The organism is Pseudazoarcus pumilus (assembly GCF_002872475.1).
Taxonomy (GTDB): domain Bacteria; phylum Pseudomonadota; class Gammaproteobacteria; order Burkholderiales; family Rhodocyclaceae; genus Pseudazoarcus; species Pseudazoarcus pumilus.
Map to the genome: position 1 here is coordinate 1,783,801 of NZ_CP025682.1, position 25,164 is coordinate 1,808,964.

General features: G+C 68.5%; 17 protein-coding genes. 6 read left to right on the forward strand and 11 right to left on the reverse strand.

The genetic code is table 11. The annotated features are described in order from the left end of the window. Positions 1-27: 27 nt before the first annotated feature. The 10 genes from C0099_RS08610 to C0099_RS08655 form a co-directional block, all read right to left on the reverse strand. Positions 28-690, reverse strand: a complete 663-nt coding sequence (locus C0099_RS08610; protein WP_102247056.1) for a response regulator — start codon at positions 688-690, stop codon at positions 28-30. Next, a complete protein-coding gene (locus C0099_RS08615; protein ID WP_102247057.1) occupies positions 687-2,624 on the reverse strand; it encodes a histidine kinase in 1,938 nt (645 codons plus the stop codon). Before C0099_RS08615 ends, C0099_RS08610 begins: the two co-directional genes overlap by 4 nt. Positions 2,625-2,664: 40 nt before the next feature. Next, positions 2,665-3,441: a peptidylprolyl isomerase gene (locus C0099_RS08620; protein WP_102247058.1), complete on the reverse strand. Its 777-nt coding sequence runs from the start codon at positions 3,439-3,441 to the stop codon at positions 2,665-2,667. Positions 3,442-3,452: 11 nt separating this feature from the next. Further along, positions 3,453-4,157, reverse strand: coding sequence for a respiratory nitrate reductase subunit gamma (gene narI, locus C0099_RS08625; RefSeq protein WP_102247059.1), 705 nt, complete (start codon positions 4,155-4,157; stop codon positions 3,453-3,455). Continuing rightward, on the reverse strand, positions 4,154-4,840 hold the full coding sequence (gene narJ, locus C0099_RS08630) for a nitrate reductase molybdenum cofactor assembly chaperone (protein WP_199797585.1): 687 nt from the start codon (positions 4,838-4,840) through the stop codon (positions 4,154-4,156). The genes narI and narJ overlap by 4 nt, the downstream gene beginning before the upstream one ends. A gap of 2 nt (positions 4,841-4,842) precedes the next feature. Further along, complete coding sequence (narH, locus tag C0099_RS08635) at positions 4,843-6,366, reverse strand: nitrate reductase subunit beta (protein WP_102247060.1); 1,524 nt, start codon at positions 6,364-6,366, stop codon at positions 4,843-4,845. Between the two features lie 72 nt (positions 6,367-6,438). After that, on the reverse strand, positions 6,439-10,209 hold the full coding sequence (locus tag C0099_RS08640; protein WP_102247061.1) for a nitrate reductase subunit alpha: 3,771 nt from the start codon (positions 10,207-10,209) through the stop codon (positions 6,439-6,441). Between the two features lie 34 nt (positions 10,210-10,243). Then, complete coding sequence (locus C0099_RS16265; protein WP_102247062.1) at positions 10,244-11,899, reverse strand: MFS transporter; 1,656 nt, start codon at positions 11,897-11,899, stop codon at positions 10,244-10,246. 26 nt (positions 11,900-11,925) lie between these two features. Then, entirely contained in the window at positions 11,926-13,188 is a 1,263-nt protein-coding gene (locus tag C0099_RS16270; protein WP_102247063.1) for an MFS transporter, read from the reverse strand. Positions 13,189-13,289: 101 nt separating this feature from the next. After that, positions 13,290-14,555 (reverse strand): hypothetical protein, encoded by a 1,266-nt coding sequence (locus C0099_RS08655; protein WP_228151559.1) that lies wholly within the window; start codon positions 14,553-14,555, stop codon positions 13,290-13,292. Between the two features lie 281 nt (positions 14,556-14,836). On the opposite strand from C0099_RS08655, the gene C0099_RS08660 reads away from it, so the two are divergent. The 6 genes from C0099_RS08660 (at position 14,837) to C0099_RS08685 (ending at position 24,643) form a co-directional block, all read left to right on the forward strand. Next, complete coding sequence (locus tag C0099_RS08660; RefSeq protein WP_164084895.1) at positions 14,837-15,409, forward strand: YIP1 family protein; 573 nt, start codon at positions 14,837-14,839, stop codon at positions 15,407-15,409. A gap of 176 nt (positions 15,410-15,585) precedes the next feature. Continuing rightward, on the forward strand, positions 15,586-16,821 hold the full coding sequence (locus C0099_RS08665; RefSeq protein ID WP_102247065.1) for an MFS transporter: 1,236 nt from the start codon (positions 15,586-15,588) through the stop codon (positions 16,819-16,821). 16 nt (positions 16,822-16,837) lie between these two features. Beyond that, entirely contained in the window at positions 16,838-17,281 is a 444-nt protein-coding gene (locus C0099_RS08670) for a DUF6306 domain-containing protein (RefSeq protein ID WP_123785233.1), read from the forward strand. 74 nt (positions 17,282-17,355) lie between these two features. Next, entirely contained in the window at positions 17,356-19,368 is a 2,013-nt protein-coding gene (locus C0099_RS08675) for a methyl-accepting chemotaxis protein (protein WP_102247067.1), read from the forward strand. Positions 19,369-19,466: 98 nt separating this feature from the next. Beyond that, positions 19,467-23,450, forward strand: a complete 3,984-nt coding sequence (locus C0099_RS08680; RefSeq protein WP_164084896.1) for a CHASE domain-containing protein — start codon at positions 19,467-19,469, stop codon at positions 23,448-23,450. Continuing rightward, positions 23,447-24,643: an EAL domain-containing response regulator gene (locus C0099_RS08685; RefSeq protein WP_102247069.1), complete on the forward strand. Its 1,197-nt coding sequence runs from the start codon at positions 23,447-23,449 to the stop codon at positions 24,641-24,643. The genes C0099_RS08680 and C0099_RS08685 overlap by 4 nt, the downstream gene beginning before the upstream one ends. 1 nt (position 24,644) lies before the next feature. On the opposite strand, the gene C0099_RS08690 is transcribed toward C0099_RS08685, so the two are convergent. Continuing rightward, the gene (locus C0099_RS08690; protein WP_199797586.1) at positions 24,645-25,160 is read right to left on the reverse strand and encodes a nitrous oxide reductase accessory protein NosL; all 516 of its coding nucleotides are present in this window, start codon (positions 25,158-25,160) and stop codon (positions 24,645-24,647) included. Between the last annotated feature and the right edge of the window lie 4 nt (positions 25,161-25,164).

Genomic DNA, 25,164 nt, shown 5'->3' on the forward strand with positions numbered 1-25,164 from the left:
GGCGTCAAGCGCCGGACGCTTCAGCGCTCACTCTCCACCGAGGCCGCGCTCGACCGCGTACACGGCCGCCTGCACGCGGCTTGCCAGCCCGAGCTTGCGCAACAGGTTCTGCACGTGGATCTTGACCGTGCTCTCGGCCACTTCGAGCGCGCGCGCGATTTCCTTGTTGCTCTTGCCGCGCGCGATCAGGGCCAGGATCTCGCCCTCGCGCGGGGTCAGCCGTTCCGACTCGGGCACCTCACGCGCGGGTGCCGGTGTCTCGGCGCGCACGCCGGAGAGCAGCTTGCCCATCATGCGCGGCGAGATCACCGATTCGCCCGCTGCCGCGCTGCGGATCGCCGCGATCAGCGCCTCGGCCTCGATGTTCTTGAGCAGATAGCCACAGGCGCCGGCCCGCAGCGCCGCGAACAGATCCTCGGCATCCTCCGACACGGTGAGCATCAGCACGCGCACATCGGGAGTCTCCTCGGCGAGGATGCGCGCGGCCTCGGCGCCGGACATGCCGGGCATGTTGAGATCCAGCAGCACCACGTCCGGCGCCAGTCGCGCCACCGCCTTGATGCCCTCGCTCGCGTCCCCGGCCTCGCCGATCACCTCGAAGCCGGCCTCGCGCCCGAGCAGCATGCGCATGCCGCCGCGAAACAGGCTGTGGTCGTCGACCAGCACGATGCGCACGCGCCCTTCGCTCATGCCGGCACGGCCTCCATGCGACGCTGCAACTCGATGCGGACCTCGGTCCCCTCGCCCGGTGCCGATCGCACCGAGAAGCCGGCGCCGATGCGCTCGGCGCGCTCGCGCATCACGGTCAGGCCGATGTGGGCGTGTGCGTCGTCGCACGGCGAGAGCGCATCGAACCCCATCCCGTCATCGCGCACCGTCACGGCCAGCCCGTCGACACCGCGCTGCAGAGCGACCGTGACATGCTTCGCGCGCGCATGCTTGCGCACGTTCGACAAGGCCTCCTGCACGATGTAGAGCACCTGCGTCTCCGTCTCCGCGTCGAGCGGCGCGCCGCCGCCGTCGACCTCCAGGTGCGTGATCACCTCGCCTTGTTCGCCCAGGCGCCGCAGGGCCGCGTCGAGCGCGGCTTCCAGATCCTGCTGACCGACGCGGCTGCGAAAATGCACCAGCAGTTCGCGCACGTCGTCGTAGCTCTCCTGCACGCCGCAGCGGATGCGCGCGAGACTTTCGCGCACCTCGGTGGTGTCGCCTTCGGCCAGCGCGTGCTCGCACATCTGCAACTGCAGGTTCATGTAGGCCAGCGCCTGGGCGATGGAATCGTGCAGCTCGCGCGCGAGCAGGTTGCGCTCCTCGGACACCGCCAGCTCGCGCTCGCGCGACTGCAGGCGCAGGTTGTCGATCGCCACGCCGAGCTGCTCGCCCAGGGTTTCGAGCATCAGCCGGTCGGCCTGACCGACCGTGCGGACCTGGTCGAAGAACAGGTTGAACACGCCGATGGGGCGCTTGTTGACACTGATCGTGGTCGCCGTCACCGAGCGGAATCCCGCCTTGCTGCAGACATCGTGCGTCACGCCCTTGCCCGGGGGGTCGAGCTGGGCGAAGAAGGTCACCGGCTTGCGCGAGGCCTCGCCACACAGGCAGTCGGCGCAGGAAATCATCTCCTCCGAATCGAGAAAACCCGGATCCAGACCCTCGCAGTAGGTGATGTAGAGGTTCTCGCCGCCGCTGTCCATCAGCCGCACGGCCGCGGCCGAGGCGCCCATGGTCTCGCGGATGCGCAAAAGAAAGCCGCGGCACAGGCTGTCCATGTCGTGCGGCTCGTGCAGAAAACTGATCGACGAATACAGGATGCCCAGCTCGCGGTTGCGCGCGGTGAGCGTCTCGGTCTTGTCCTGCACGCGGTCCTCGAGCGTGCCGTACAGGTGCTGCAGGTGGGCCGCCATGCGGTTGAAGCCCTCGGTCACGTCGCCCAGCTCGTCATGCCGCTGGATGGGCAGACGCACGCCGAAGTCCTCGCGCTCCATGCGCGCCAGACCGCTGGCGAGCGACTCCACCGGACGGATCACCTGGCTGACGAAGAAGCGGATCAGGAATACCGTGCCGACGATGGCCATGAAGACCAGCAGGATCTGCGAGCCACGCAGCCAGGCCGTCTCCTCGGCATAGCGGAGTTCCATGCGGCGCACGATGTCATCGATGCGCGCGGCCAGCACGTCGGCCTCCACCGGGGCACCGCCGAAGGCCGCCGCATCCGGCCCTGCGGCCTCGACCAGCGCGGCCAGCGCCGGGCGAATGTGGCCGTACCAATGCGCGGAGAGCGCGCCCAGATCCTCGACGATATCGTCGCCGCGCGGCACCGCGAGCGGGCGCGCAGGATCGCCCCCGATCAGCCCGTCGAGCACCACGTCGAAGCGGGCGAGCTCGCCGGCCAGGCGCGAGGCCGCAGTCATCGGCGCCAGCGCGCCGCCCTCGCCCTGCTCGATCAGCCAGGCGATGCGATAGGTGCCCATGCGCAGGCTGCCCGCGTCATTGATCGCCGCGGCCGCCCCCTTTAGCTGCCACGATGTGAACAGCGTCAGGCCGATCGCCGCGAAGGCGGCGACGAAGAACACCAGCAGGATGCCGGTGATCTTGAAGTGCAGGCTATTGTTGGCCAGGGGCATGTCGACGCTCCGGGGGTCGCCCGCAGCGTCGGGCGACCGTCTATTGCACCAGCGGGGTATCGGCACCGTCCAGATCGACGCCTTCCAGTTCGGCCGCGCCGGCAAGCAGCGCGAGATACTGGCGCAGGGCCGTATGGTAGGCCTGACGACGCAAGGATGCACGCACCGCGCCAGCCACCGCCTCAAACGCGCGCGACTCGCCGGGCCGGCGTTCGAGCACCTCGACCACGTGCAGGCCGAAACGGCTGTGCACGAGACGCGGCAGCACGCCCAGCTCGTCGCGGCCGAAGAGCTCGCGCGCGAACTCCGGCGCACAGTCGTCGCGCGTGAGCCAGCCCAGATCGCCGCCCTCTGCGCCGCTGGGGCAGTTCGACTGCGTGCGCGCGGCCTCGACGAAGGGATCGACGCCGTCCTCGTGACTGCGCACCTCGAGCAGCACGTGCTCGGCATGCTTGCGCAGCGCCACCACATCCACGCCGGGCGTGACCGCGAACAGGATGTGGCGCAGGCGCAATGCCTCACCCTCGTCGAACTGCGCGGCGTTGGCCGCGTGATGGCGACGGCAGGCCTCGTCATCGGGCTCGGGCACCTCGACCTCCCGATCGATGAGGCCTTCGATGGCCTCGGCCGCGGCCTCGCTGATCACGCCGTCGCAACCGGCCTCGTCGTCGGCGGCGAGCAGGCCCGCTGCGATCGCACGCTGGCGCAGCAACTCGACACAGGCGCGCTGGCGCAGCGTCGCCGCATCGGGCGCCTCGCCGGCCGCGTGCAGTTCGACACCGTTTACCCGTGCCGGCTTGTCGGTAACTTCATGCATGACGCACTCCTTCAGCGCTGGCCCGGCAGGCCGACCCGGCGGCTGCGTACGACCTGATAAGGACGGCGCAGGTAGGCGAGCGCGCCGAAGCCGCTCCACACATGCACCAGACGGGTAAAGGGAAAGACCAGGAAGATGGTCATGCCGAGGAACAGGTGCGCCTTGAAGATGAAACCGGCACCGCCGATCATCTCCACCGCGCCGCCACGGAAGGTGACGATGCGTTGCCCCCATTCGGCCAGGGCCATCATCATGCTGCCGTCCAGGTGCTGCGCGGACAACGGGATGGTGAGCAGGCCCAGCGCGAGCTGCACCCACAGCAGCCACAGCAGCACGAAGTCGCTGGTCCTGGAGTTGGCACGGATACGCGGCTCGGTCAGGCGCCGATGCAGCAGCAGGCTCAGCCCGGCGATCGCCGCGAGTCCCGCGATGCCGCCGGTGACCATCGCCAGCACCTGCTTGGAGCCGGCGCTGATGAAATGCTCGTAGATGAAGTGCGGCATGAGCATGCCGAAGAAGTGGCCGAAGAACAGGAACAGCACCCCGGCATGGAACAGATTGCTGCCCAGACGCAGCTGTCCGGCGCGCAGCATCTGCGACGAGTCGCTCTTCCACGTGTACTGGTCGCGGTCGAAGCGCAACAGGCTGCCGATGAAGAACACCGCCAGACAGATGTACGGGTAGATCCCGAACAGGAAGAAGTCGATGGTTTTCATTGTGCGGCTCCGGTGGTGTGCATGTCCGCCTTGCGGACGAACTGGACGGTTTGGGGCTGCTCGGGACGCGACTGCCCGGCAGAGGAGCAGCCGCCAAAGGGCTCGGGCTCGGTCCACGCCTCGTCGATTTCCGGCTCGGGCGGCAGCTTCACCGCCCTGACCTTCTCGCCCGCGAGTTCCACCGCCGCGTTGAGCACGGCGGCGTAGCGGCTGCCGCGCGTCTCGAGTGCGTTGAAGATGGCGTTGAGGATGTGGGCGGTCTCGGCAAGAAAGTCGCGCGCCGCGGGCGCCGGCTGCGTCGATGCGAACTCGAGCACCGCCGGCAGGTAGTCGGGCAACTCGTCGGGCGCGAGATCCAGACCCGCCTGCGAGTAGGTCTGCCCCAGATCGACCATCGCCGGTCCGCGATCGCGCGAATCGCCATGCACGTGCTCGAACAGGTGCAGCGAAGTGGCGCGGCCGCGGTCGAACAGTTCGACGTATTCGGCCTCGGCCTCGAGCGGTCGGGCGCGTTCGAGCTGGCGCAACAGCGCGTCGAGCTCGGCCACCCGCGCGGCCGACAGGGCACCCTCGTCGACCAGCGCCGCGCGCAGGTCGGGCACATGCGCGCGCAGCTCGGCGTCCGGATAGGACAGCAGCGCGGCGAGCGCACGCAGCGTGTATTTCATCTCGGTGGTCTTCATGCTCACAGCTCCGCGATGATGGGAATGGTGCGTTTCTTCTTGCCGCCGAACAGGCTCGCGTCGCTGACCCCGTCCGAGCAGCCGTTGCCGAACGAGAAGCCGCAGCCGCCGCGCAGGTCGAAGGCGTTCTCGGCGTACTCGCGGTGCGCCGTCGGAATCACGAAACGGTCCTCGTAGTTGGCAATCGCCATGACGTGGTACATGTCCTCGACCTGGGCGACGGTGAGCCCGGCCTCGGCCAGAACCTCGGCATCCTCGCGCTCGTCGACGTGCTTGGCGCGCTGGAAGGCACGCATCGCGAGCATCTTCTTGAGCGCCGCGGTCACCGGCGCGGTATCGCCGGCGGTGAGCAGGTTGGCCAGATACTTGACCGGGATGCGCAGCGAGTCGACATCCGGCAGGCTGCCCATGGAGCCGATCTCGCCGGCGTTGGCGGCGGCGGTGATCGGGGACAGCGGCGGCACGTACCACACCATCGGCAGCGTGCGGTATTCCGGATGCAGCGGCAGCGCGACCTTCCAGTCCACCGCCATCTTGTAGACCGGGCTGATCTTGGCCGCCTCCAGCCAGGAATCGGGGATGCCGTCGGCACGCGCCTGCTCGATCACCTTGGGGTCATGCGGATCGAGGAAGACGTCGAGCTGCGCCTGGTACAGGTCGCGGTCGTGCGGCGTGCTGGCCGCGCGCTCGATGGCGTCGGCGTCATACAGCAGCACGCCCAGATAGCGGATGCGCCCGACACAGGTCTCCGAGCACACGGTGGGCTGGCCGGCCTCGATACGCGGGTAGCAGAAGATGCACTTCTCGGCCTTGCCGCTCTTCCAGTTGTAGTAGATCTTCTTGTACGGGCAGCCGGACACGCACATGCGCCAGCCGCGGCACTTGTCCTGGTCGATCAGCACGATGCCGTCCTCCTCGCGCTTGTAGATCGAGCCGGACGGGCACGAGGCCACACAGGTCGGATTGAGGCAGTGCTCGCACAGACGCGGCAGATACATCATGAAGGTGTTCTCGAACTGCCCGTAGATGTCCTTCTGCACGTCGTCGAAGTTCTTGTCCTTGGAGCGCTTGGAGAACTCGCCGCCGAGGATCTCCTCCCAGTTCGGCCCCCACTCGATCTTCTCCATGCGCTTGCCGGTAATCAGGCTGCGCGGACGCGCCGTGGGTGCCGCCTTCATCTCCGGCGCGTTGTGCAGGTGCTGATAGTCGAAGGTGAAGGGTTCGTAGTAATCGTCGATCTGCGGCAGGTTGGGGTTGGCGAAGATGCGCATCAGCGTCTTCCACTTGCCCCCCTGACGCGGCTCGATGGAACCGTCGGCCTTGCGCACCCAGCCGCCGTTCCACTTGTCCTGGTTCTCCCACTCCTTGGGGTAACCGATGCCGGGCTTGGTCTCGACGTTGTTGAACCAGGCGTATTCGACACCTTCGCGGCTGGTCCACACGTTCTTGCAGGTCACCGAGCAGGTGTGGCAACCGATGCACTTGTCGAGGTTGAGCACCATGCCGATTTGAGCGCGGATTCTCATGTCAGGCCTCCTGCCGGGCTGCCGCGAGCGGCAAGCAACGATGGGTGAATTGGAAGTTCATGCTCGGTCTCCTCAGGCGCCGGCCGGTTCGGCGACTTCGTCGTCGAGCCAGTCGATGCGGTTCATCTTGCGCACGACGACGAACTCGTCGCGGTTCGTTCCGATCGTGCCGTAGTAGTTGAAGCCGTAGCTGAACTGGGCGTAGCCGCCGATCATGTGCGTGGGCTTGGTGACGATGCGCGTGACCGAGTTGTGGATGCCGCCGCGCATGCCGGTGATCTCGGAGCCCGGCGTGTTGATGATCTTTTCCTGCGCGTGATACATCATCACCATGCCCGGATTGACGCGCTGGCTGACCACCGCCCGTGCGGCGATCGCACCGTTGGCGTTGAACAGCTCCACCCAGTCGTTGTCCTCGATGCCGGCACCCTTCGCGTCGTCCTCGGACAGCCAGATCACCGGCCCGCCGCGGTTGAGCGTGAGCATCATCAGGTTGTCGCTGTAGGTGGAGTGGATGCCCCACTTCTGGTGCGGCGTGATGAAGTTGAGCGTGATCTCCTTGTTGCCGTTGGGCATGCGGCCCATCACCTCTTCGATGGTCTTCAGATCCACCGGCGGCCGGTAGCTCGACAGACCCTCGCCGAAGGCCAGCATCCACGGGTGATCCAGGTAGAACTGCTGACGGCCGGTCAGGGTGCGCCACGGGATCAGCTCATGCACGTTGGTGTAGCCGGCGTTGTAGCTGACCTTCTCGCTCTCCAGCCCGGACCAGGTGGGCGAGCTGATGATCTTGCGCGGCTGCGCCTGGATGTCGCGGAAACGGATCTTCTCGTCCTCGCGGTGCAGCGCCAGGTGCGTATGGTCGCGCCCGGTGATCTTCGACAGCGCCGCCCAGGCCTTGACCGCGACATGGCCGTTGGTCTCCGGCGCGAGCGACAGCACGACCTCGGTCGCGTCGATGTCGGAGACGATGCGCGGCATGCCGCAGCTCGTGCCCTCCTCGGCCACCACACCGTTGAGTTCGCCCAGCTGGTGCACCTCGTCCTGGGTGTTCCAGCCGATGCCCTTGCCGCCGTTGCCGAGCTTGTTCATCAGCGGGCCCAGCGCCGTGAAGCGCGCGTAGGTATTGGGGTAGTCGCGCTCGACCACGGCGATCTGCGGCGCCGTCTTGCCCGGCACCAGCTCGCACTCGCCGCGCTTCCAGTCCTTGACGTCGAAGGGCTGCGCCAGTTCGGCCGGGGTGTCGTGCATCAGCGGGGTGAGCACCACCTCCTTCTCGACGCCGAGATGGCCGACGCAGACTTCGGAGAACTTCTTCGCGAAACCCTTGTAGATCTCCCAGTCGCTCTTCGACTCCCATACCGGGTCGACCGCGGCCGACAGCGGGTGGATGAAGGGGTGCATGTCGCTGGTGTTCAGATCGTTCTTCTCGTACCAGGTCGCGGTGGGCAGCACGATGTCCGAATACAGGCAGGTCGTGCTCATGCGAAAGTCCAGCGTCACCAGCAGGTCGAGCTTTCCTTCCGGCGCCTTGTCGTGCCAGGCCACTTCCTGCGGCTTGGCGTCTTCGTCCCCGAGGTGCTTGCCCTGCACACCGTGGCTGGTGCCCAGCAGGTGCTTGAGGAAGTACTCGTGACCCTTGCCCGAGGAGCCGAGCAGGTTGGAGCGCCACACGAACAGGTTGCGCGGCCAGTTGGCCGGATGGTCCGGATCCTCGCAGCTCATCTTCAGCGAGCCGTCCTTGAGCCCGGCGACCACATGCTCCTTGGCGTCCACCCCGCGCTCGGCCGCGGTGCGCGCGACTTCCAGCGGGTTGGTCTGCAGTTGCGGCGCGCTGGGCAGCCAGCCCATGCGCTCGGCGCGCACGTTGTAGTCGATCAGGCTGCCGCCGAAGGCGGCCTTGTCGGCCAGCGGCGAGAGGATCTCGTCGACGCCGAGTTTTTCGTAGCGCCACTGGTCGGTGTGCGCGTAGAAGAAGCTCGTCGAGTTCTGCTGGCGCGGCGGGCGGATCCAGTCCAGCGCGAAGGCCAGCGCCGTCCAGCCGGTCTGCGGACGCAGCTTTTCCTGGCCTACATAGTGCGCCCAGCCGCCGCCGCTCTGGCCGATGCAGCCGCACAGCATCAGCATGTTGATGATGCCGCGGTAGTTCATGTCGCTGTGGTACCAGTGGTTCATCGCCGCGCCGATGATCACCATGGACTTGCCATGCGTCTTGTCGGCGTTGTCGGCGAACTGGCGCGCCACCGCGATGGCCTGGTCACGCGGCACGCCGGTGATCTTCTCCTGCCAGGCCGGCGTGTAGGGCACGTCGTCGTCGTAGGAGCTTGCCGCGCTCTCGCCTTCGAGCCCGCGCGCCACGCCGTAGTTGGCCGCGACCAGATCGAACACGGTGGCGACCATCGCCTCGCCCGCGGCGAGCTTGACGGTACTCACCGGGACCTTGCGCACCAGCACCTCTTCCTGCGTGTTGGCGGTGAAGTTGGGTGTCGCGATGCCGCCGAAATACGGGAAACCGACGTCGGCGACGTCATGCGCCGGCGCATCGACCTCGAGCGCGGACAGACGCAGCTTCACCTGCTTGTCGCCGCTGGCCTCCTTGTCCTCGAGGTTCCAGCGGCCCTCGTCCTCACGTCCCTGTGCCCCCCAGCGGAAGCCGATGGAGCCGTTGGGCACGACCACGCGCCCGGACTCGTCGAAGGCCAGCGTCTTCCATTCCGGATTGTTCTTCTGGTCGAGCGCGGCGTCGATGTCGCTGGCGCGCAGGTAGCGGCCCGGCACCATGACCTTGCGACCGTCGCCCAGCGTGCGCTCCTCGAGCTGCACCAGCAGCGGCAGGTCGGTGTAGCGACGTACGTAGTCGTCGAAGTACTCGCTGCGGCGGTCGAAGTAGAACTCCTTGAGGATGACGTGGCCCATGGCCATCGCCAGCGCCGCGTCCGTGCCCTGCTTGGGATGCATCCACAGGTCGCACAGCTTGGCGACCTCGGAGTAGTCGGGCGTGATCGCCACCGTCTTGGCGCCCTTGTAGCGCACCTCGGTGAAGAAGTGCGCGTCGGGGGTGCGCGTCTGCGGCACGTTCGAGCCCCAGGCGATGAGGAAGGTCGAGTTGTACCAGTCGGCCGACTCGGGCACGTCGGTCTGCTCGCCCCACACCTGCGGGCTGGACGGCGGCAGGTCGCAATACCAGTCGTAGAAGCTCATGCACACGCCGCCGATGAGGCTCAGATAGCGGCTGCCGGCGGCATAGGAGATCATCGACATGGCCGGGATCGGCGAGAAGCCGATGACGCGGTCGGGGCCGTACTTCTTGATGGTGTAGACGTTGGCCGCGGCGATGATCTCGTCGGTCTCGTCCCAGCTCGCGCGCACGAAGCCGCCCAGGCCGCGCTGACGCTGATAGTCGCGCCGCTTGCCCTCGTCCTCGACGACCATCGCCCAGGCATCGACGGCGCTGTTGGCGACGCTGCGCGCCGCGCGCCAGTGCGCGAGAAGACGCGCGCGCACCATCGGGTACTTCACGCGGTTGGCGCTGTACAGGTACCACGAGTAGGAAGCGCCGCGGGCACAGCCGCGCGGTTCGTGGTTGGGCAGGTCGGCGCGGGTGCGCGGGTAGTCGGTCTGCTGCGTCTCCCAGGCGACGATGCCGCCCTTGACGTAGATTTTCCACGAGCACGAGCCCGTGCAGTTGACCCCGTGGGTCGAGCGCACGATCTTGTCGTGCGCCCAGCGGTTGCGGTAGGCGTCTTCCCAGGTGCGGTCCTCGCCGGTGACCGTGCCGTGACCGCCGGCGAAGGACTCGGTGGGCATCGTGAAGTGCTGCAGTCGGTCGAGAAAGTGGCTCATCGTTTCACTCCTTGCGAATTCGTTCGGGTGCGGGTCACGGGTTCTTCACGTAGGCATTGCGGCGCAGGTAGAACCACCAGTTGAGAATCAGGCACAGCGCGTAGAACACGGCGAAGCCATACATCGCGACTTCCGGCGAGCCGGCCTTGATCTGCTGGCCAATGACGACCGGCGCGATGAAGGAGCCGTAGGCGGCCACCGCCGAGGTCCAGCCCAGCACCGGGCCGGCCTGCTCGCGGTCGAAGATCACGCCGACGCTGCGGAAGGTCGAACCGTTGCCGATGCCCGAGGCGGCGAACAGCGCGACGAACAGCAGCATGAAGACCAGGAAGTACGCCCCCGGCGTGGGCGAACGGTAGGCCAGGAACATCACGTAGCCGGCCGCCACCGAGGCCACGACCATCACCAGCGAGACGATCTGGGTGACGATGGAGCCGCCCACTTTGTCCGAGATCCAGCCGCCCAGCGGACGCGTGGCCGCCCCCACGAAGGGGCCGATCCACGCCCAGGTCAGCGCCGACGGGGCGTTGGGGTTGAGCGTGGTGTGGGTCAGGCCACCGGCGCCGTCGGGCAGGTGCTGGAAGCCGAAGATGACCGTGATCGACAGCGGCACGGCCATCGAGAAGCCGATGAAGGAGCCGAAGGTGACGATGTAGAGCACCGTCATCGACCAGGTGTGCTTGTTCGAGAAGATGCGGAACTGGCGGTTGAGGTTGGCCTTCATGTCACCGAAGGCCACGACCTTCATCGCCAGCAGCGTGGCGACGATGATCAGCGGCATCGCCACCCACATGTTGAGCACGCCCAGGCCGGTCGGCGCAGGCAGGTACAGCCAAAGGCCCAGCGCAGCGACCACCAGACCGACGCCGTAGAGCAGCAGCACCTTGAGGAAGGCCGCGCCCGCGTTGCCGATGGTCGGCGAGACGCTCTTGAGGTTGTTCATGCCGAACCATGCCGCGATGGCCAGCGGCACCAGCAACAGCAGCCACACCAGGCCGGCGTTCTGGATGAAGGTCTGGGTGCCGGCCGGAATCTTGCCCAGCAGCGTGCCGGAGTCGCGCACCAGCGGCATCGACTCGCCGAAACCGATGAAGCCGAACAGTCCCACCGTCATGACCGCCGGGATCAGGATCTGCGAGCCGGTCACGCCGAAGTTGCCCAGGCCGGCGTTCAGGCCCAGCGCCGTACCCTGCAGGCGCTTCGGATAGAAGCTGCTGATGTTGCTCATCGAGCACGCGAAGTTGCCGCCACCGATACCCGAGAGCAGCGCCAGCAGTTGGAACACCCACAGCGGCGTGTCGGTGCTCTGCAGCGCGACCCCCGCGCCGAAGGCCGGAATCATGAGCAGCGCCGTGGTCAGGAAGATGGTGTTGCGTCCGCCCGACAGGCGGATGAAGAAGGACGAGGGGATGCGCAGCGTCGCCCCGGACAGGCCGGCGATCGCGGTCAGCGTAAACAGCTCGTCGCGCGCGAACGGAAAGCCCAGGTTGAGCATCTGCACCGTGATGATTCCCCACATCAGCCACACGGCGAAGCCGCAGAACAGGGCGGGGATCGAGATCCACAGGTTGCGCGTGGCGACGCGACTGCCGGTCTCGGCCCAGAAGGCCTCGTCCTCGGGACGCCAGTCGTCGATGTCGGCCCCGCTCTTGCGCGCGTCCTGTTGCGGGGTGGTGGCCATGCCTTGCATTTGCCTTCTCCTTCGATGGTGCCGCGTCAGCGGGACGCGGCGGCCGGACCACCACCGTGGCCGCGGAAAATGTCGGTGCTGCGCACTTCGGTCCAGTACATCCACGCCAGCGACACGCAGGTCACGCCGTAGAGCAGCATGAAGGCGCTCGAGCGCACGCCCGTGATGTCGAGCAGCGCGCCGAAGAGGATGGGCAGCAGGAAGCCGCCCAGGCCGCCGACCAGCCCGACGATGCCGGACACCGCGCCGATCTCGTTGGGGAACTCGTCCGAGATGTACTTGAAGACCGAGGCCTTGCCGAAGGCCCACACCACGCCGACGATGAACAGCAGCGCGGTGAATACCCAGACGTTGTGATGGATCTCGAAGCTCTGCGGGCCGTCGGTGGTCATCACCGTGAATTCGGTGTGCGGGTAGGACAGCAGGAACAGGCACACCCAGGACACCCACATCACCCACCAGGTCACCTTGTGCGCGCCGTGACGGTCCGACAGCCAGCCGCCGACCGCGCGCAGCATGCCGCCCGGCAGCGAGAAGCACGCCGCGAGCAGCGCCGCGACCTCGATGCCGACGCCGAACTCGTTGATGTAGTACTTGGTCATCCACAGCGCCAGCGCGACATAGCCGCCGAAGACGATGGAGTAGTACTGGCAGTACTTCCACACGCGCGGATTCCTGAGCACGCGCAACTGTTCGGCGAGCGTCACGCTCGACGAGACACGGTGGGCGGGATCGGAGTAAGTGAAGAACCAGAACGCGATCGCGGTGACCAGCATCGCCACCGCGAAGGCCTGCGGCACGAACTGCCAGCCGAAGGCCACGACCAGCGCCGGGGCGACGAACTTGGTCAGCGCCGCGCCCGAGTTGCCGGCGCCGAACACGCCCATCGCGAAGCCCTGATTGCCGCGCTCGAACCAGCGTGCCGCGTAGGCGATACCCACCGAGAACGAACCGCCGGCCAGACCCACGAACAGGCCGAGCACGAGGAACTGCCAGTATTCGGTGGCGTAGCTGATGAGGCAGATCGGCACCACGGTGGTGAGCATCAGCGCGAAGAAAACGACGCGACCGCCGTAGCGGTCGGTCCAGATGCCCAGCGGCAGGCGCGAGAGCGAGCCGGTCAGCACCGGCGTGGCGGCGAGCAGGCCGAACTGGGTCTCGTTCAGGCCCAGCTCGTCCTTGATGGGGATGCCGATCACCGCGAACATCATCCACACGGCGAAGCACACGGTGAATGCGAAGGTGCTCGATACCAGAACCGAAATCTGCTGCCTGCGCCGCGTCACCATGATCGGGCCTCCCAAGGCTCCTCTTTCACGGTTGCAGACTACGCAGGCACGGCGCGCGGGAAAATTCTCCTGATGGCGGAAGGGGAACTAGTCCTTTCGGACTAGTCGCGGCTGGCCGCCGCGCGGTGGGCACGCAGCACGCCGCTCATGATCCACAGCAGCAGCGCAAATTCGGCCGCGACCAGCACGCCGGCGACGCGCGCCAGCCACGCCATGCCGGCGAACACGGAAAGCAGCACGAGCAGCAAGGCGGTCAGATGCACGCGCGCATGCAGCGCCACGCGGCCGTCGGGCTGCAGCTTCTTGACGTTGGGCGCGCGCCGCCCCGCCTGGCTCAGGTCCAGCCAGCACAGGAAGGGCACGATCTTGTAGAGCATGCCCTGGATGGCGCTGGTGAAGCCCCCATAGAGCAGCAGCACCCCGGCCGCCACGGCCCACATGTCACCGCCATGGGTACGCGCCACCACCACGCAGGCGATGCCGGCAGCGAAGGCGATCATCGCCAGGCGAAAGGCGCGCGTGGTCGCATCCGGCACGGCACGGCGCGACCGCCGCTGCAGCCACAGCGTGGTCGCGGCAAAGCACGCCCCCAACGCCAGCATCAGCGCCAGGGCGAGGTTCGCGAGCATGGTCGCCCCGGCTGCGAGCGCACCGCTCCACAAGGCCAGCGCGACGAACAGCGCGAGCGCCCAGCGGCGCGTCATCCACGCCGGGTAGGCCGGCGTGATCTGGAACATCGGCACCACGATCCAGCTGGTCGCGGCGAGCAACATGCCGGCCGCGCCGAGCAGCGCCCAGCCCACGTGCATCTCGAGCAGCGGCGTGAACGGCAACTGCAATGCGCCACCCAGTACCTGTGCAAGGGTCGCGCCCAGCAGCGCCGCCACGCCGATGCCGACCAGCGCCAGGCGCAGGTCGCGCTGCGTGTCCAGATCGGCGCGCGCGCCCCACAGGCCGATGGCCACCGCCGCCATGAAGAGGCTCGCCGCCGCGCCGAGCAGCAGGCCGCCACCACGAATCATCTGCGCCTCGCCGAGGCCCAGCCCCCAGGACAGCATGGCCGCACCGGCGAGCAAGGCCACATGCACCACGCCGGCCAGCCAGACGCCGCCGGGCACGGCCACGCCGGCCACCACCGGCAGGATCTGCATCAGCGCCCCGCACATCGCCACCAGCATGAAGCCCACCGCGAGCAGATGGGTCGCCGCGAAGGCCGCCGGCTGCCAGCGCGAGGCCAGCGCTTCGGGCGCGAACACCAGCAACAGGCCGACGGCCACGCCGAACAGCGGCGCAGTCAGCAGAAAACGCATGGGGACGCGCAACGGCGGCGTGGCGTCGTAACACAGTGCGCCGGCGGCCGGGTTCACGCCACGCTCCGCAGAGGAATCGAGCAGTTCATGCGCTCATTCTCGGAGCGCGAGAATAAAAAACCTTGATCAAGGTCAATCGATTTCCGGCACGCCCGCGGTATGCTTCGCGCGCTTCGCCGAAGTATCACTTTTGAAATATGTCTCAAGAGATACTGCGAGGCCGACAGAATCACCGATCAGTCAGCCCCGGCGCCGACGGTCCCGCTCCCACAAGGACGGCATCGAGGCCCGGCCCGCGCCCGAGAGAGCGCGGCAAGGCCCAACAACGAGAAGCCAAAATGAACCTGACCCGGATTCCCGCCCTGCTCCTGTCCCCGCGTGCCGCCTGGCGCGAACTGATGAAGAAGCCGCCCAGCACCACGCGCACCTTCGCCAACGTCGCCCTGCCCCTGGCCTTGCTGCCGCCCGCGATGATCCTGCTGGCGACGCACACCGTCGGCGCCGTGCATTTTCCGACCGTACAGGCCGGCATGTGGGAGCTGGTCGCCGCAATCTTCCTGGTCGCCGAGCTGCTGTCGATCTTCCTGATGACCTGGGCCGTCGACGCCACGGTGCGCGCCAAGGGCGGCCGCAGCGACATGAACGGCGCCTTCCTGGTCGCCGCGATCGCTCCGCTGCCGCTGTGGATCTCGTCGCTGGGCCTGCTCAGTTCCAGCCTGACGATCGCCGCCGGCCTGCCGGCGCTGGGCCTGGCCGCCTCGGCCGTGCTGATCCGTCAGGGCATCCGCGCGGTGCTGAGCGTGCAGGAAGTCGATTGCCGCGAGGTGTCGATGCGCGTCATCGGCCTGGGCATGGCCAACACCCTGGTGCTGGCCGGCATCGTACTGCTGCCGCTGTTCATGCTGGCCTGATTTCCGGCTCCAGCGGTATCCCCCGAAGGCCCGGCATGTCCGGGCCTTCGTGCGTCTGGCCCCTGCATCGCCGTGCCCGCTTGACCCGCATCAAGCGGGTCTGGACGCGCGCACGCTAGTCTGTCGCCGTTCCCGATTCGCACGGCATCACGCCGTGCCCGACCGGCCCAGCCGACATGACCGCGCCTGCCGCATCTTCCACCCCGCTGTTCGCCACGGCACTGCCGCCCGCCACCATCGCCGCCTTGCTGTTCGCGCTGATGCTGCCGGTCACGGCGATGGTGCCCGTGCTGCCCGCGCTCACGGTGGAGCGTCATCCGGACCTCGGCGATATCGCGCGCCACGCCTTCATGTCGGCCAACATGGTCGGCGCGCTGCTCGCCGCGCCGCTGGCCGGCTGGCTGGCCGACCGCAGCGGCCGGCGCACGGCGCTTATCGTCTCCGCACTGGCGCTCAACGCAGCGAGCCTGTTCGCGCTCGCCGGCGAGCACGCCTACGGCGTGGTGCTGACCCTGCGCTTCATCGAGGGCTGCGCCCACATCAGCGCGCTGTCTTTGCTGATGACCCTGGCCGCCGACCACGCCCGCCAGGATCGGCTGGGCGGCACCATGGGCGGCGTCGGTGCGGCCATCGGCCTGGGCGTGGCCGCCGGCGCACCGCTGGGCGGCTGGATCGGCGCGCACGACGCCGCTCTGGTACCGTTCGCCGGCGGCGCGCTGGCCGCCGCCCTCGCGCTGGCAGCGGCGTGTGTGCTGCGCGACGCCACGGCCGCCCCGCGCGAGCGTCGCTCGCCGTTTGCGGCCGTGCGCCAGCAACGCGCGCTGGCCATTCCCTATGTCTTCGCCTTCGTCGACCGCCTCACGGTGGGCTTCATCGTGTCGACGCTGACGCTGTACATGGCCGTCGTGCTGGAACTGGGCCCGGCCCGCATCGGGGCCGCGATGGCCGCCTTTCTGGTGCCGTTCTCGCTGCTGACATGGCCGGCCGGGCGTTTGTGCCGCCATGTCGACGCGTTCGCGCTGATGCTCGTCGGCAGTGTGCTGTACGGCGCCTTCCTGATCGCGCTGCCGCTGGCCGGGCGTGATGCGCTGCTGCCGCTGATGGCCGCCGGCGGCGTGGTCGGCGCGGCGATGTATGCGCCATCTCTGGTGCTCACCGCCGCACTGGCGCCGGACGGTGCCCGCGCGACCACGCTGGCCGGCTTCAACATCGCCGGCTCGGCCGGCTTCGCGCTGGGGCCGCTGCTCGCCGGCAGTCTGGTCGCCTGGCTGCGCGCGACGGGTATCGATCCCTACGTGCCGGTGTTCGTCGTATTCGGCCTGTTCGAGATCGTGCTCGCGCTCGCACTGCTGCCGCTGTGGCGGCGGCAGCGACTCCCGCCGGCGCTCGCCGGCACCCCGGAACCGTCCTGACCCGAGGAGAACCCCCATGACCACATCCGATTGCACACCCATGAGCGACGCCGAACTGGCCGAATTCCTCAATACCCTTCTCGAATGCGAGCGCGCCGGCGTCAAGGTGCTGGGCGAGTATGAAAAAGACTTCGCCGACGAGGCCGACGCGCGCGCGCTGATCGTCGAGTCGCGTCACGACGAGGGCCGCTACTGCCGGCTGATGTTCGGCTATCTGCAGGAACTGGGGGCCGACATCAGCCGCGCGACCGGCGGCTTCGCCGACAAGGCGCTGGCGGTGCCGGGCCGCGCCGAACGGCTGGCCTTCCTGAACCGCGGCCAGGGCTGGGTCGCACGCGAGATCGAGCGTGTGCTCCCACGCGTGCCCTACGCCCACATGCGCGATGGCCTGCGCGAGATGCTCGACACGCATCGCGCCAACATCGGCAAGTGCGAGGCGCTGATCGGCACGCTGGGCTGAGTCACCGGAAAAAACCCTCAAGCCGCAAGCGCCCAAGGCCGTTGCAGACGCTGGACCCCTACGGATCTCACACCATGAAGAAGAACGCCGCAAACCGCAGTCCCTCGACGATCGGGCAACGCCTTACGCTGCTCGTCGCCATTCCGCTGGCCGCGCTGATCGTGTTCGCCGGTCTCGGCATCCACGCCGGCTGGCAGAAGTACCGCTCGGCCGCGATCACGCAGGAACTGATGTCGATCTCGGTCGCCGCCAACGATCTGATCCACCGCATGCAGGTCGAGCGCGGCGCCTCGGGCGTGTTCCTGAGCAGCGGTGGCCAGCGCTTCGCCGACCCCCTGCCCGGCTATCGCGCCGAAACAGGCACTGCACTGCAGGCGCTGCAGGCCCGCATCGATGCGACCGGTTCGGCCAGCCTGCCGGACGTAGCCGTGGTGCTGGACGCCGCGCGGGAACGGCTCGACGGACTGGCTGCCACGCGCGCCGCCATCGACGCGCAGGAGATGGATGCCGGCACCAGCGGCGCGTGGTACACGGGCACCATCGACCGCCTGATCGACGGCATGGCTGCGGTCGCGCGCTACAACGAGGATCCCACCATCGCGCAGCGCGCCTCGGCCTTCGAATCGCTGGTGCGCGCCAAGGAAAGCGCCGGGCTGGAGCGCGCGCTCAACGCCCAGGTATTCGCCGCCAACTTCTCCACGCCCGAGCAGTACGAACGGCTGATCCGGCTGGTCAACCGTCAGGAAGCGTTCTTCGAGATGTTCCACACCGCCGCCGGCGAAGCGCTGGCGGGCGCTCTCGACACGCTGCGCGACTCGGAGGCGGAGCGCGAGGTGCTGCGCCTGCGCGGCATCATCGAGGAGCAGCAGATGCTGGGCGGCTTCGATGTCGCGCCCGCGGACTGGTTCGCCGCCAGCACGCGGCGCATCGAAGGCCTGCGCGTGATCGAGCAGCAGCTCGCGGGCGAGATCGACGCCGCCTCCGGTGCGCTGGTGGACGCCGGCCAGCGCGCGCTGGCGCTGACGCTGGCCGCGGCGTTGCTGGCAGTGCTGTTCACGGTGGCCGTCTCGACCTGGGTCGCGCGCAGCATCGCGCGCCCGCTCAAGGCCGCCATCGAGGTCGCCGAACACGTCTCGCGCGAGGACGATTTCACCCACAAGGTGCCGGAAGAAGGCGTGGCCGAGGTGATGCGCGCGGCGCAAGCATTCAACGCGCTGATGGACAAGTTCCGCCTGATCCTCGGCGAAACCGGACAGTCCAGCCATGCCATCGCCAGTGCGGCGCAGTCGCTGTCGGCATCCAGCGCCGAACTGAGTCGCGGTGCCGATCTGCAGTCGGATGCCGCCTCGTCGATGGCGGCCGGCGTCGAGCAGGCCTCGGTCAGCATCAGCGAGACCGCCAGCAATGCCGACTCGGCCGCCGAGCTGGTCAACAATGCGCGCGAACGCACGCAGTCGGCGCTGCGCCTGATGAAGGAGATGGTCGATCGCGTGCGCCACATCGCCTCGCGCATCAACGCCTCCAGCCGGGACGTGCTGGAACTGGAGAGCGGTTCGCAGAAGATCGGCGGCATCGTCGCGGTGATCCGCGAGATCGCCGAACAGACCAACCTGCTCGCGCTCAACGCCGCCATCGAGGCCGCGCGCGCCGGCGAACAGGGACGCGGCTTCGCGGTGGTCGCGGACGAGGTGCGCAAGCTGGCCGAGCGCACCTCCTCGGCCACCGGCGAGATCGGCGCCATCATCGAGGAGATCCAGGGGCGCGTCGGCGGCACCGTGACGGCGATGCAGGAGACCGACGCGGACGCCGATTCCAGCCTCGAACTGGTCACGCGCACGGCTGGCGCGCTGGAGGAGATCGGCGACAGCTCGGCGCACGTGGCAGACAACGTGCAGGCCATCGCCGATGCGCTGCGCGAGCAGAACGCCGCCGTGCAGCAGGTAGCCGTCAACGTCGAGCGCATTGCCGACATGTCCGGTCAGAACAGCGCCTCGGCTCAGTCCAACGCCGCCACGGCGGCACAGATGGAGGAACAGGTGGCAAGACTCGATGCGCTGATCTCGCGCTTTCGGCTGCAGGCCGCCTGAAACGGCCCAAGTCGGCCCCGCTGACATGGCAGCAAGGTGTATAGTTCGGCGCTGAAACAAAAACCCTACCCGCGGCACGGAATATGCAGGACGAGCGAATGGCGACCGGTCGGCAGCAGGTTCAAGCCACAGCCGACGCGACGGCCCCGGCAACGGGGCCGTCTGCTTATGCGCGCCGCTTCATCGTGCTCGCGGCGCTGTATCTTGTCGCCGCATGGGCTGGCCACCTGGTCGCGCTGACCACCGGCTACGCCTCACCGTTGTGGCCCGCCGCCGGCATCGCGCTGGCCGGTCTGCTGACCTGGGGGCTGCGCCTGTGGCCCGCGCTGTGGCTCGCCGGTCTGCTCACCGAGTTGTTCATCGCCCCGTCCGGCGGTCACTGGCCGGCGGCCATCGGCATCGCCTGCGGCATCGCGCTGCAGGCCCTGGTGGGGGCGTGGCTGGCGCGACGCTGGCTGGGCGCCGTCGAGGCGCGCCACGCCGATCGCGCGCTGGCCCTGCTGATCCTGCTCTGCGGGCCCCTGGCATCCACGCTCGCGCCGGGAATCGGCGTCGCCACACTGTACGCTGCAGGCGTGATGCAGGCGCCCGATCTGCTCGACAACTGGCTGCTGTGGTGGGCCGGCGACACCGCCGGCGTACTGCTCTTCACCCCGCTCGCGCTGGCCATGTGGCCCGGTAGCGGGGAGTTGCGACGGCACTGGGAGGGCGGCTGGCGCGTGGCCGTGATTCCGGCGGTGACCGCCTTCCTGTTGGTCGCCGGCCTGGTGCAGATGACACGCCTGGAGGATTCGCGCGAGCGCGCCGAAGCCCGGCAGGCCATGGATATCGTCGGCGATCGCGGCCTGCTCGAACTGGCCGGCGCGCTCGAACCGCTCAACGGCGTGGTGCGACTGTTCACGTCCAGCAGCAGCGTCACGCGCGAGGAGTTCCGCCGCTACACGGCCGGACTGGACGAACGACCGGCCCTCATCGGCATCGACTGGGCGCCGCGCGTGCGCGATGTCGAGCGCGAGGCCTTCGAGGCCTCGGTACGTGCCGGCGGGCTGGTCGACTACGTCATATTCGACTTCGACGCCGAAGGCGCCCGCCAGCCCAGCCCCCCACGCGCCGAACACTTTCCGGTGCTCTACAGCGAGCCGATGTGGCTCAACGACGAGGCCCTGGGGCTGGATCACGCCCAGTCTGCCGAGCGACGGGCGGCGATGATGCGCGCGCTCGAGGTGCCGGGCAGCGTGCATGTCGTGCGTGACGAGTTGCTGCGGACGCAACGCTCGAACCTGCTGGTCTTCCTGCCCGTGCTCTCGCCCGGCGACGAGACGCTGAACGGCTACGTCGTCGGCGTGCTCGACCTGCAGCACCTGCTCGACGACCTGACCCGTCTGGCGCAGGCGCAGGCGCTGGCGTTCCGCGTGCACGACGTCAGCCCCGGCACGCCCTCGCGCGTGCTCTACGACACGCTGCCGGCGCAGGCCACGCCGGAAGTTTCGCGCGAACTACAGATCGGCGGCCTGGCGTGGCGCATCGACATGGCCCGCATCGAGCCCGAACGGGACACGGGCGCCACGCCGGCGGTGCGGGCCTATCTCGGCTTCGCGGTATTCGCATCGCTGCTGGTGGCCTTCGCCGTGCTCGGCAGCGCCGGGCGAAACGCCGCCACCCATGCCCGCGTGCGCGAACGCACCACCGAACTGGCCGAGACGCTGGCCCGGCTGCGCGACCGCGAGGCCGAGGAGCGCGCGGTACTCGACAACATCGTCGAATGCGTCATCACCATCGGCACCGACGGCCGCGTGGTGAACATCAACCGCGCGGTCGAGCCGATGTTCGGTTACCGGCCGGACGAGGTCATCGGCCGCAATGTGTCGATGCTCATGACCGGCGCCGACTCGGCCATCCACGACGACTACATCCGCCGCTATCTGGACACCGGCGAGCGCCGCATCATCGGCCGCAACCGCGAGGTCGTCGGCCGTCACAAGGACGGCCATGACATCGCGCTGGAACTGGCGGTGAGCGAATACGTGTTCGGCGAACGACGCGTATTCACCGGCACCCTGCGCGACATCACCGAGCGCAAGGCGCTCGTCGCCGACCTGACGCGCGCGCGCGAACACGCCGATGAAGCCAACCGCGCCAAGTCGGCCTTCCTCGCCGCCATGAGCCACGAAATCCGCACGCCGATGAACGGCGTGGTGGGCCTGTCCGACGTGCTCGCCTGCAGCAGCCTCAACGAATACCAGCGCGATCTGGTGCGCACCATCCGCGAATCCTCCACCGCGCTGCTGACGCTGATCGACGACATCCTCGACTTCTCCAAGATCGAGGCCGGGCGACTGGAGATCGAGCTGCGTGCGCTCGATCTGGCCGAAGTGGTTGAAGGCGTGTGTGCCTCGCTCTCGCCCATCGCGGTACGACGCGGCGTGGACGTATCGCTGTACATCGACCCCGCGCTGCCCGCCGGTGTGATCTCGGATGAGGTGCGACTGCGCCAGCTGCTCTACAACATCGTCGGCAACGCCATCAAGTTCTCCGCCGGGCGGCCCGACGTGCGCGGCGTGGTGTCACTGCGCGTGGTGCGCGCCGGCGACGACCCGTTGCGCGTGTGCTTCAGCGTCGCCGACAACGGCATCGGCATCGCGCCCGAGCGCCTGTCCGACCTGTTCCGCCCGTTCACGCAGGCCGAGTCCTCCACTACCCGCCGCTACGGCGGCACCGGGCTGGGGCTGGCCATCTGCCGCCGACTGGTCGACATGCTCGGCGGCAACATCACGGTCGACAGCGCCGTCGGGCGCGGCGCCACCTTCCGCGTCACGCTGCCGCTCGACATCGCGGCCGACATCGCGCCGCCGCAACTGCCCGCGCTCGACGGCATCGACTGCCTGATCGGCCCGTGCTGCGGCCCCGACGCCGACGTCGTCGAGATCTATCTGAAGCATGCCGGTGCGCGCACCCACCGCCCTGCCGACACTGCCGAGGCGCTCGACGTGGCGCGTGCCGCCAGCGCCCCGCTGGTGGTCATCGACTGTGCGCGCGGCGGCGACGCACCGGCCTCCGAATACATGCTGCCGGGCATCGACGCACGCGGCGTGCGGCTGCTACGCGGACGCGGCGCCGGGCGTCTCGATCCGCAGCGTCAGATCGCGGTAGACGCCAACGTGCTGCGCCGCGCGACGCTACTGCGCGCCGTCGCAGTGGCTGCCGGCCGCGCCTCGCCCGAGGCCGCTGACGAGACCAGCACCAGCAGCGCCGCCACAGCCCCCACTACGCCACCGGACATCGAAGCCGCGCGCGCCGAGCACCGCCTGATCCTGGTGGCCGAGGACAACGAGATCAACCAGAAGGTCATCCTGCACCAGCTCGCGCTGCTCGGTTACGCAGCGGAAGTGGCCGAGGACGGCGCGCAGGCGCTGTCGATGTGGCGGCGCGGCGACTACGCCCTGCTGCTCACCGACCTGCACATGCCGCAGCTCGACGGCTATGCGCTGACGGCCGCGATCCGCCGCGAGGAACGCCCCGGCAGCCACATTCCCATCCTCGCGCTGACCGCCAACGCGCTGCGCGGCGAGGAGCGGCGCGCGCTCGACGCCGGCATGGACGCCTATCTGACCAAGCCGGTGCAACTCGACCTGCTGCGCAGCACGCTCGAACACCATCTGCCCGGCGCCGTCGCGCGCGCGCACACGCCGGCCGTGCCGCGTGCGCCCGAATCTCCACCCGCCGACCCGGCGCTGCCGCTGTTCGACGTTTCGGTGCTGGAAGAACTGGTGGGTGACGATCAGCAGATCGTGCGCGAATTCCTGCTCGAATTCCGCCGCAGCGCGAAGGATCTGGCCGAGTCCCTGCGCACCGCGCTCGATGGCGGCTGGCCCGCTGAAGCCGGCAACGCCGCGCACAAGCTCAAATCGGCCGCACGCTCGGTTGGCGCGCTGGCCCTGGGCGAGGAATGTGCCATCATCGAACGCGAGGCGCGTCAGGCCAATGCCGACGCCCTCGCCGTCCGCCTGCCCGGCTTTGACGCGCTGCTGCGCGAAACCGGGCGGTTGATCGAAGCCCATCTGGCGGGAGCCGACAAGGCATGAGCACTCTGGTCATCGATGACGAAGCCTTCGTGCGCAAGCTGCTCGCGCACCTGCTCGGCCGCGTCGGCGTGCACGACGTGCTCGCCTGCGACGGCGGACGCGGCGCGCTCGATCTGCTCGCGCAGCGCTCCGACATCGAGCTGATCTTTCTCGACCTGCAGATGCCCGGCATGGACGGCGTGGAATTCATCCGCCATCTGGTCACGCGCGAGTACCACGGCGCACTGGTGCTGGTCAGCGGCGAGGACGAACGCATCCTGCACACCGCCGGGCGGCTGGCGCGCGCGCACCGCCTCGACGTGCTGGGCGAAATCCGCAAGCCCGTGAGTCCCGATGCGCTGCGCGAAGTACTGGCGCGACGTGGCACGCAGACCATCACGCCGCAGCCCGGCCAGCGCCGCGAATACGATGCCGAAGCCCTGCGCATGGCCATCGCCGAGGGTCAGCTGATCAACCACTACCAGCCCAAGGTGTCGCTGGAGAACGCGCAGTTCGCCGGCGTCGAGACGCTGGTGCGCTGGCAGCACCCCACCGACGGCCTGATCGGGTCGGACCGCTTCGTGCCGCTGGCCGAGAACAACGGCCTGATCGATGCGCTGACCCGCAACGTGCTGGAGACCGCACTGCGCGACATGCGCACCCTGCTCGACGGCGGCAACGCCATCCAGGTAGCGGTGAACGTGTCGATGCAGAACCTGCACGCGCTGGATTTCCCGGAATACGTCGCGCGCGTCGCGCTGGCTGCCGGTGTGCCGCTGGGGGCGCTGATTCTGGAAGTGACTGAATCACGCCTGATGGACGATCCGCTCTCGGCGCTGGAAATCCTCACCCGCTTGCGCCTGAAGCGCATCGGGCTGTCGATTGACGACTTCGGCACCGGGCATTCCTCGCTCGCGCAACTGCGCGACATCCCCTTCACCGAACTCAAGCTCGACCGCAGCTTCGTGCACGGCGCCGCGCACGATGCGGCCCAGCGCGCCATTCTGGATGCCAGCCTCGATCTGGCACGCCAGCTCGGCATCACCACCGTCGCCGAAGGCGTCGAAGACCGCGAGGACTGGGAATTCCTGCGCGCGCGCGGTTGCCATCTGGCGCAGGGCTGGTTCATCGCCCGCCCGCTCGCGGCGGGCGAGCTGCCCGCCTGGATCGCGGCCTGGAACGCGCGCCGCGGCGAGGTGCTGGGCTACCGCTGACTCAGTGCATGGCGCCGTGCGCGCCGCCGCGCTGCAGCACCGAGGCATCCAATTCATCAAAGCGCAGCACGCGGCCATCATGCTCGGCCGCCAGCGCACGCGCATCGGCCTCCGATGCAAAGGACGCCAGCGTCGCACCCATCGCACCCTTGAGTTCCGTGCCGGCCACGTACCAGGCGGTGGTGGCGTCGATCAGCTGCTCGTCGTCCGGGTGTTCCCAGCTGCCGTGCGCCATGTCATGCACGAACAGCCGCGCGCCGGATACCTGGTTCTCGGGCTGCAGCCACCAGCCGATCAGCTCCGCCGTCGAGCAGAAGGCGTGCGTGCCGTCACGACCCACAGCCTGCCCCTTGGGGCCGGAAAAGTCCGTGACGATCATGCCGCATACATGGCATTCGTCGTCCGGGTGGAAGGCGCGCGCCTGCAGCTCCATCGCCGTCTCGTCGGCGCCGCCGCAGCCGGCCAGCAGGATCAGCGCGGCCGTGGCCAGCGCGGTGCGCAACATCATTCGGTTCATGCTC

Bases quoted from the DNA above. Each gene is read 5' to 3' on its own strand.
- narH (WP_102247060.1), bottom strand. From the start codon at position 6,366: ATGAGAATCCGCGCTCAAATCGGCATGGTGCTCAACCTCGACAAGTGC.
- C0099_RS16265 (WP_102247062.1), bottom strand. From the start codon at position 11,899: ATGCAAGGCATGGCCACCACCCCGCAACAGGACGCGCGCAAGAGCGGG.
- C0099_RS08615 (WP_102247057.1), bottom strand. From the start codon at position 2,624: ATGCCCCTGGCCAACAATAGCCTGCACTTCAAGATCACCGGCATCCTG.
- narJ (WP_199797585.1), bottom strand. From the start codon at position 4,840: ATGAAGACCACCGAGATGAAATACACGCTGCGTGCGCTCGCCGCGCTG.
- C0099_RS08610 (WP_102247056.1), bottom strand. From the start codon at position 690: ATGAGCGAAGGGCGCGTGCGCATCGTGCTGGTCGACGACCACAGCCTG.
- C0099_RS08665 (WP_102247065.1), top strand. From the start codon at position 15,586: ATGACCGCGCCTGCCGCATCTTCCACCCCGCTGTTCGCCACGGCACTG.
- C0099_RS08690 (WP_199797586.1), bottom strand. From the start codon at position 25,160: ATGAACCGAATGATGTTGCGCACCGCGCTGGCCACGGCCGCGCTGATC.
- C0099_RS08640 (WP_102247061.1), bottom strand. From the start codon at position 10,209: ATGAGCCACTTTCTCGACCGACTGCAGCACTTCACGATGCCCACCGAG.
- C0099_RS08680 (WP_164084896.1), top strand. From the start codon at position 19,467: ATGGCGACCGGTCGGCAGCAGGTTCAAGCCACAGCCGACGCGACGGCC.
- C0099_RS16270 (WP_102247063.1), bottom strand. From the start codon at position 13,188: ATGGTGACGCGGCGCAGGCAGCAGATTTCGGTTCTGGTATCGAGCACC.
- C0099_RS08685 (WP_102247069.1), top strand. From the start codon at position 23,447: ATGAGCACTCTGGTCATCGATGACGAAGCCTTCGTGCGCAAGCTGCTC.
- C0099_RS08675 (WP_102247067.1), top strand. From the start codon at position 17,356: ATGAAGAAGAACGCCGCAAACCGCAGTCCCTCGACGATCGGGCAACGC.
- narI (WP_102247059.1), bottom strand. From the start codon at position 4,157: ATGAAAACCATCGACTTCTTCCTGTTCGGGATCTACCCGTACATCTGT.
- C0099_RS08670 (WP_123785233.1), top strand. From the start codon at position 16,838: ATGACCACATCCGATTGCACACCCATGAGCGACGCCGAACTGGCCGAA.
- C0099_RS08620 (WP_102247058.1), bottom strand. From the start codon at position 3,441: ATGCATGAAGTTACCGACAAGCCGGCACGGGTAAACGGTGTCGAACTG.
- C0099_RS08660 (WP_164084895.1), top strand. From the start codon at position 14,837: ATGAACCTGACCCGGATTCCCGCCCTGCTCCTGTCCCCGCGTGCCGCC.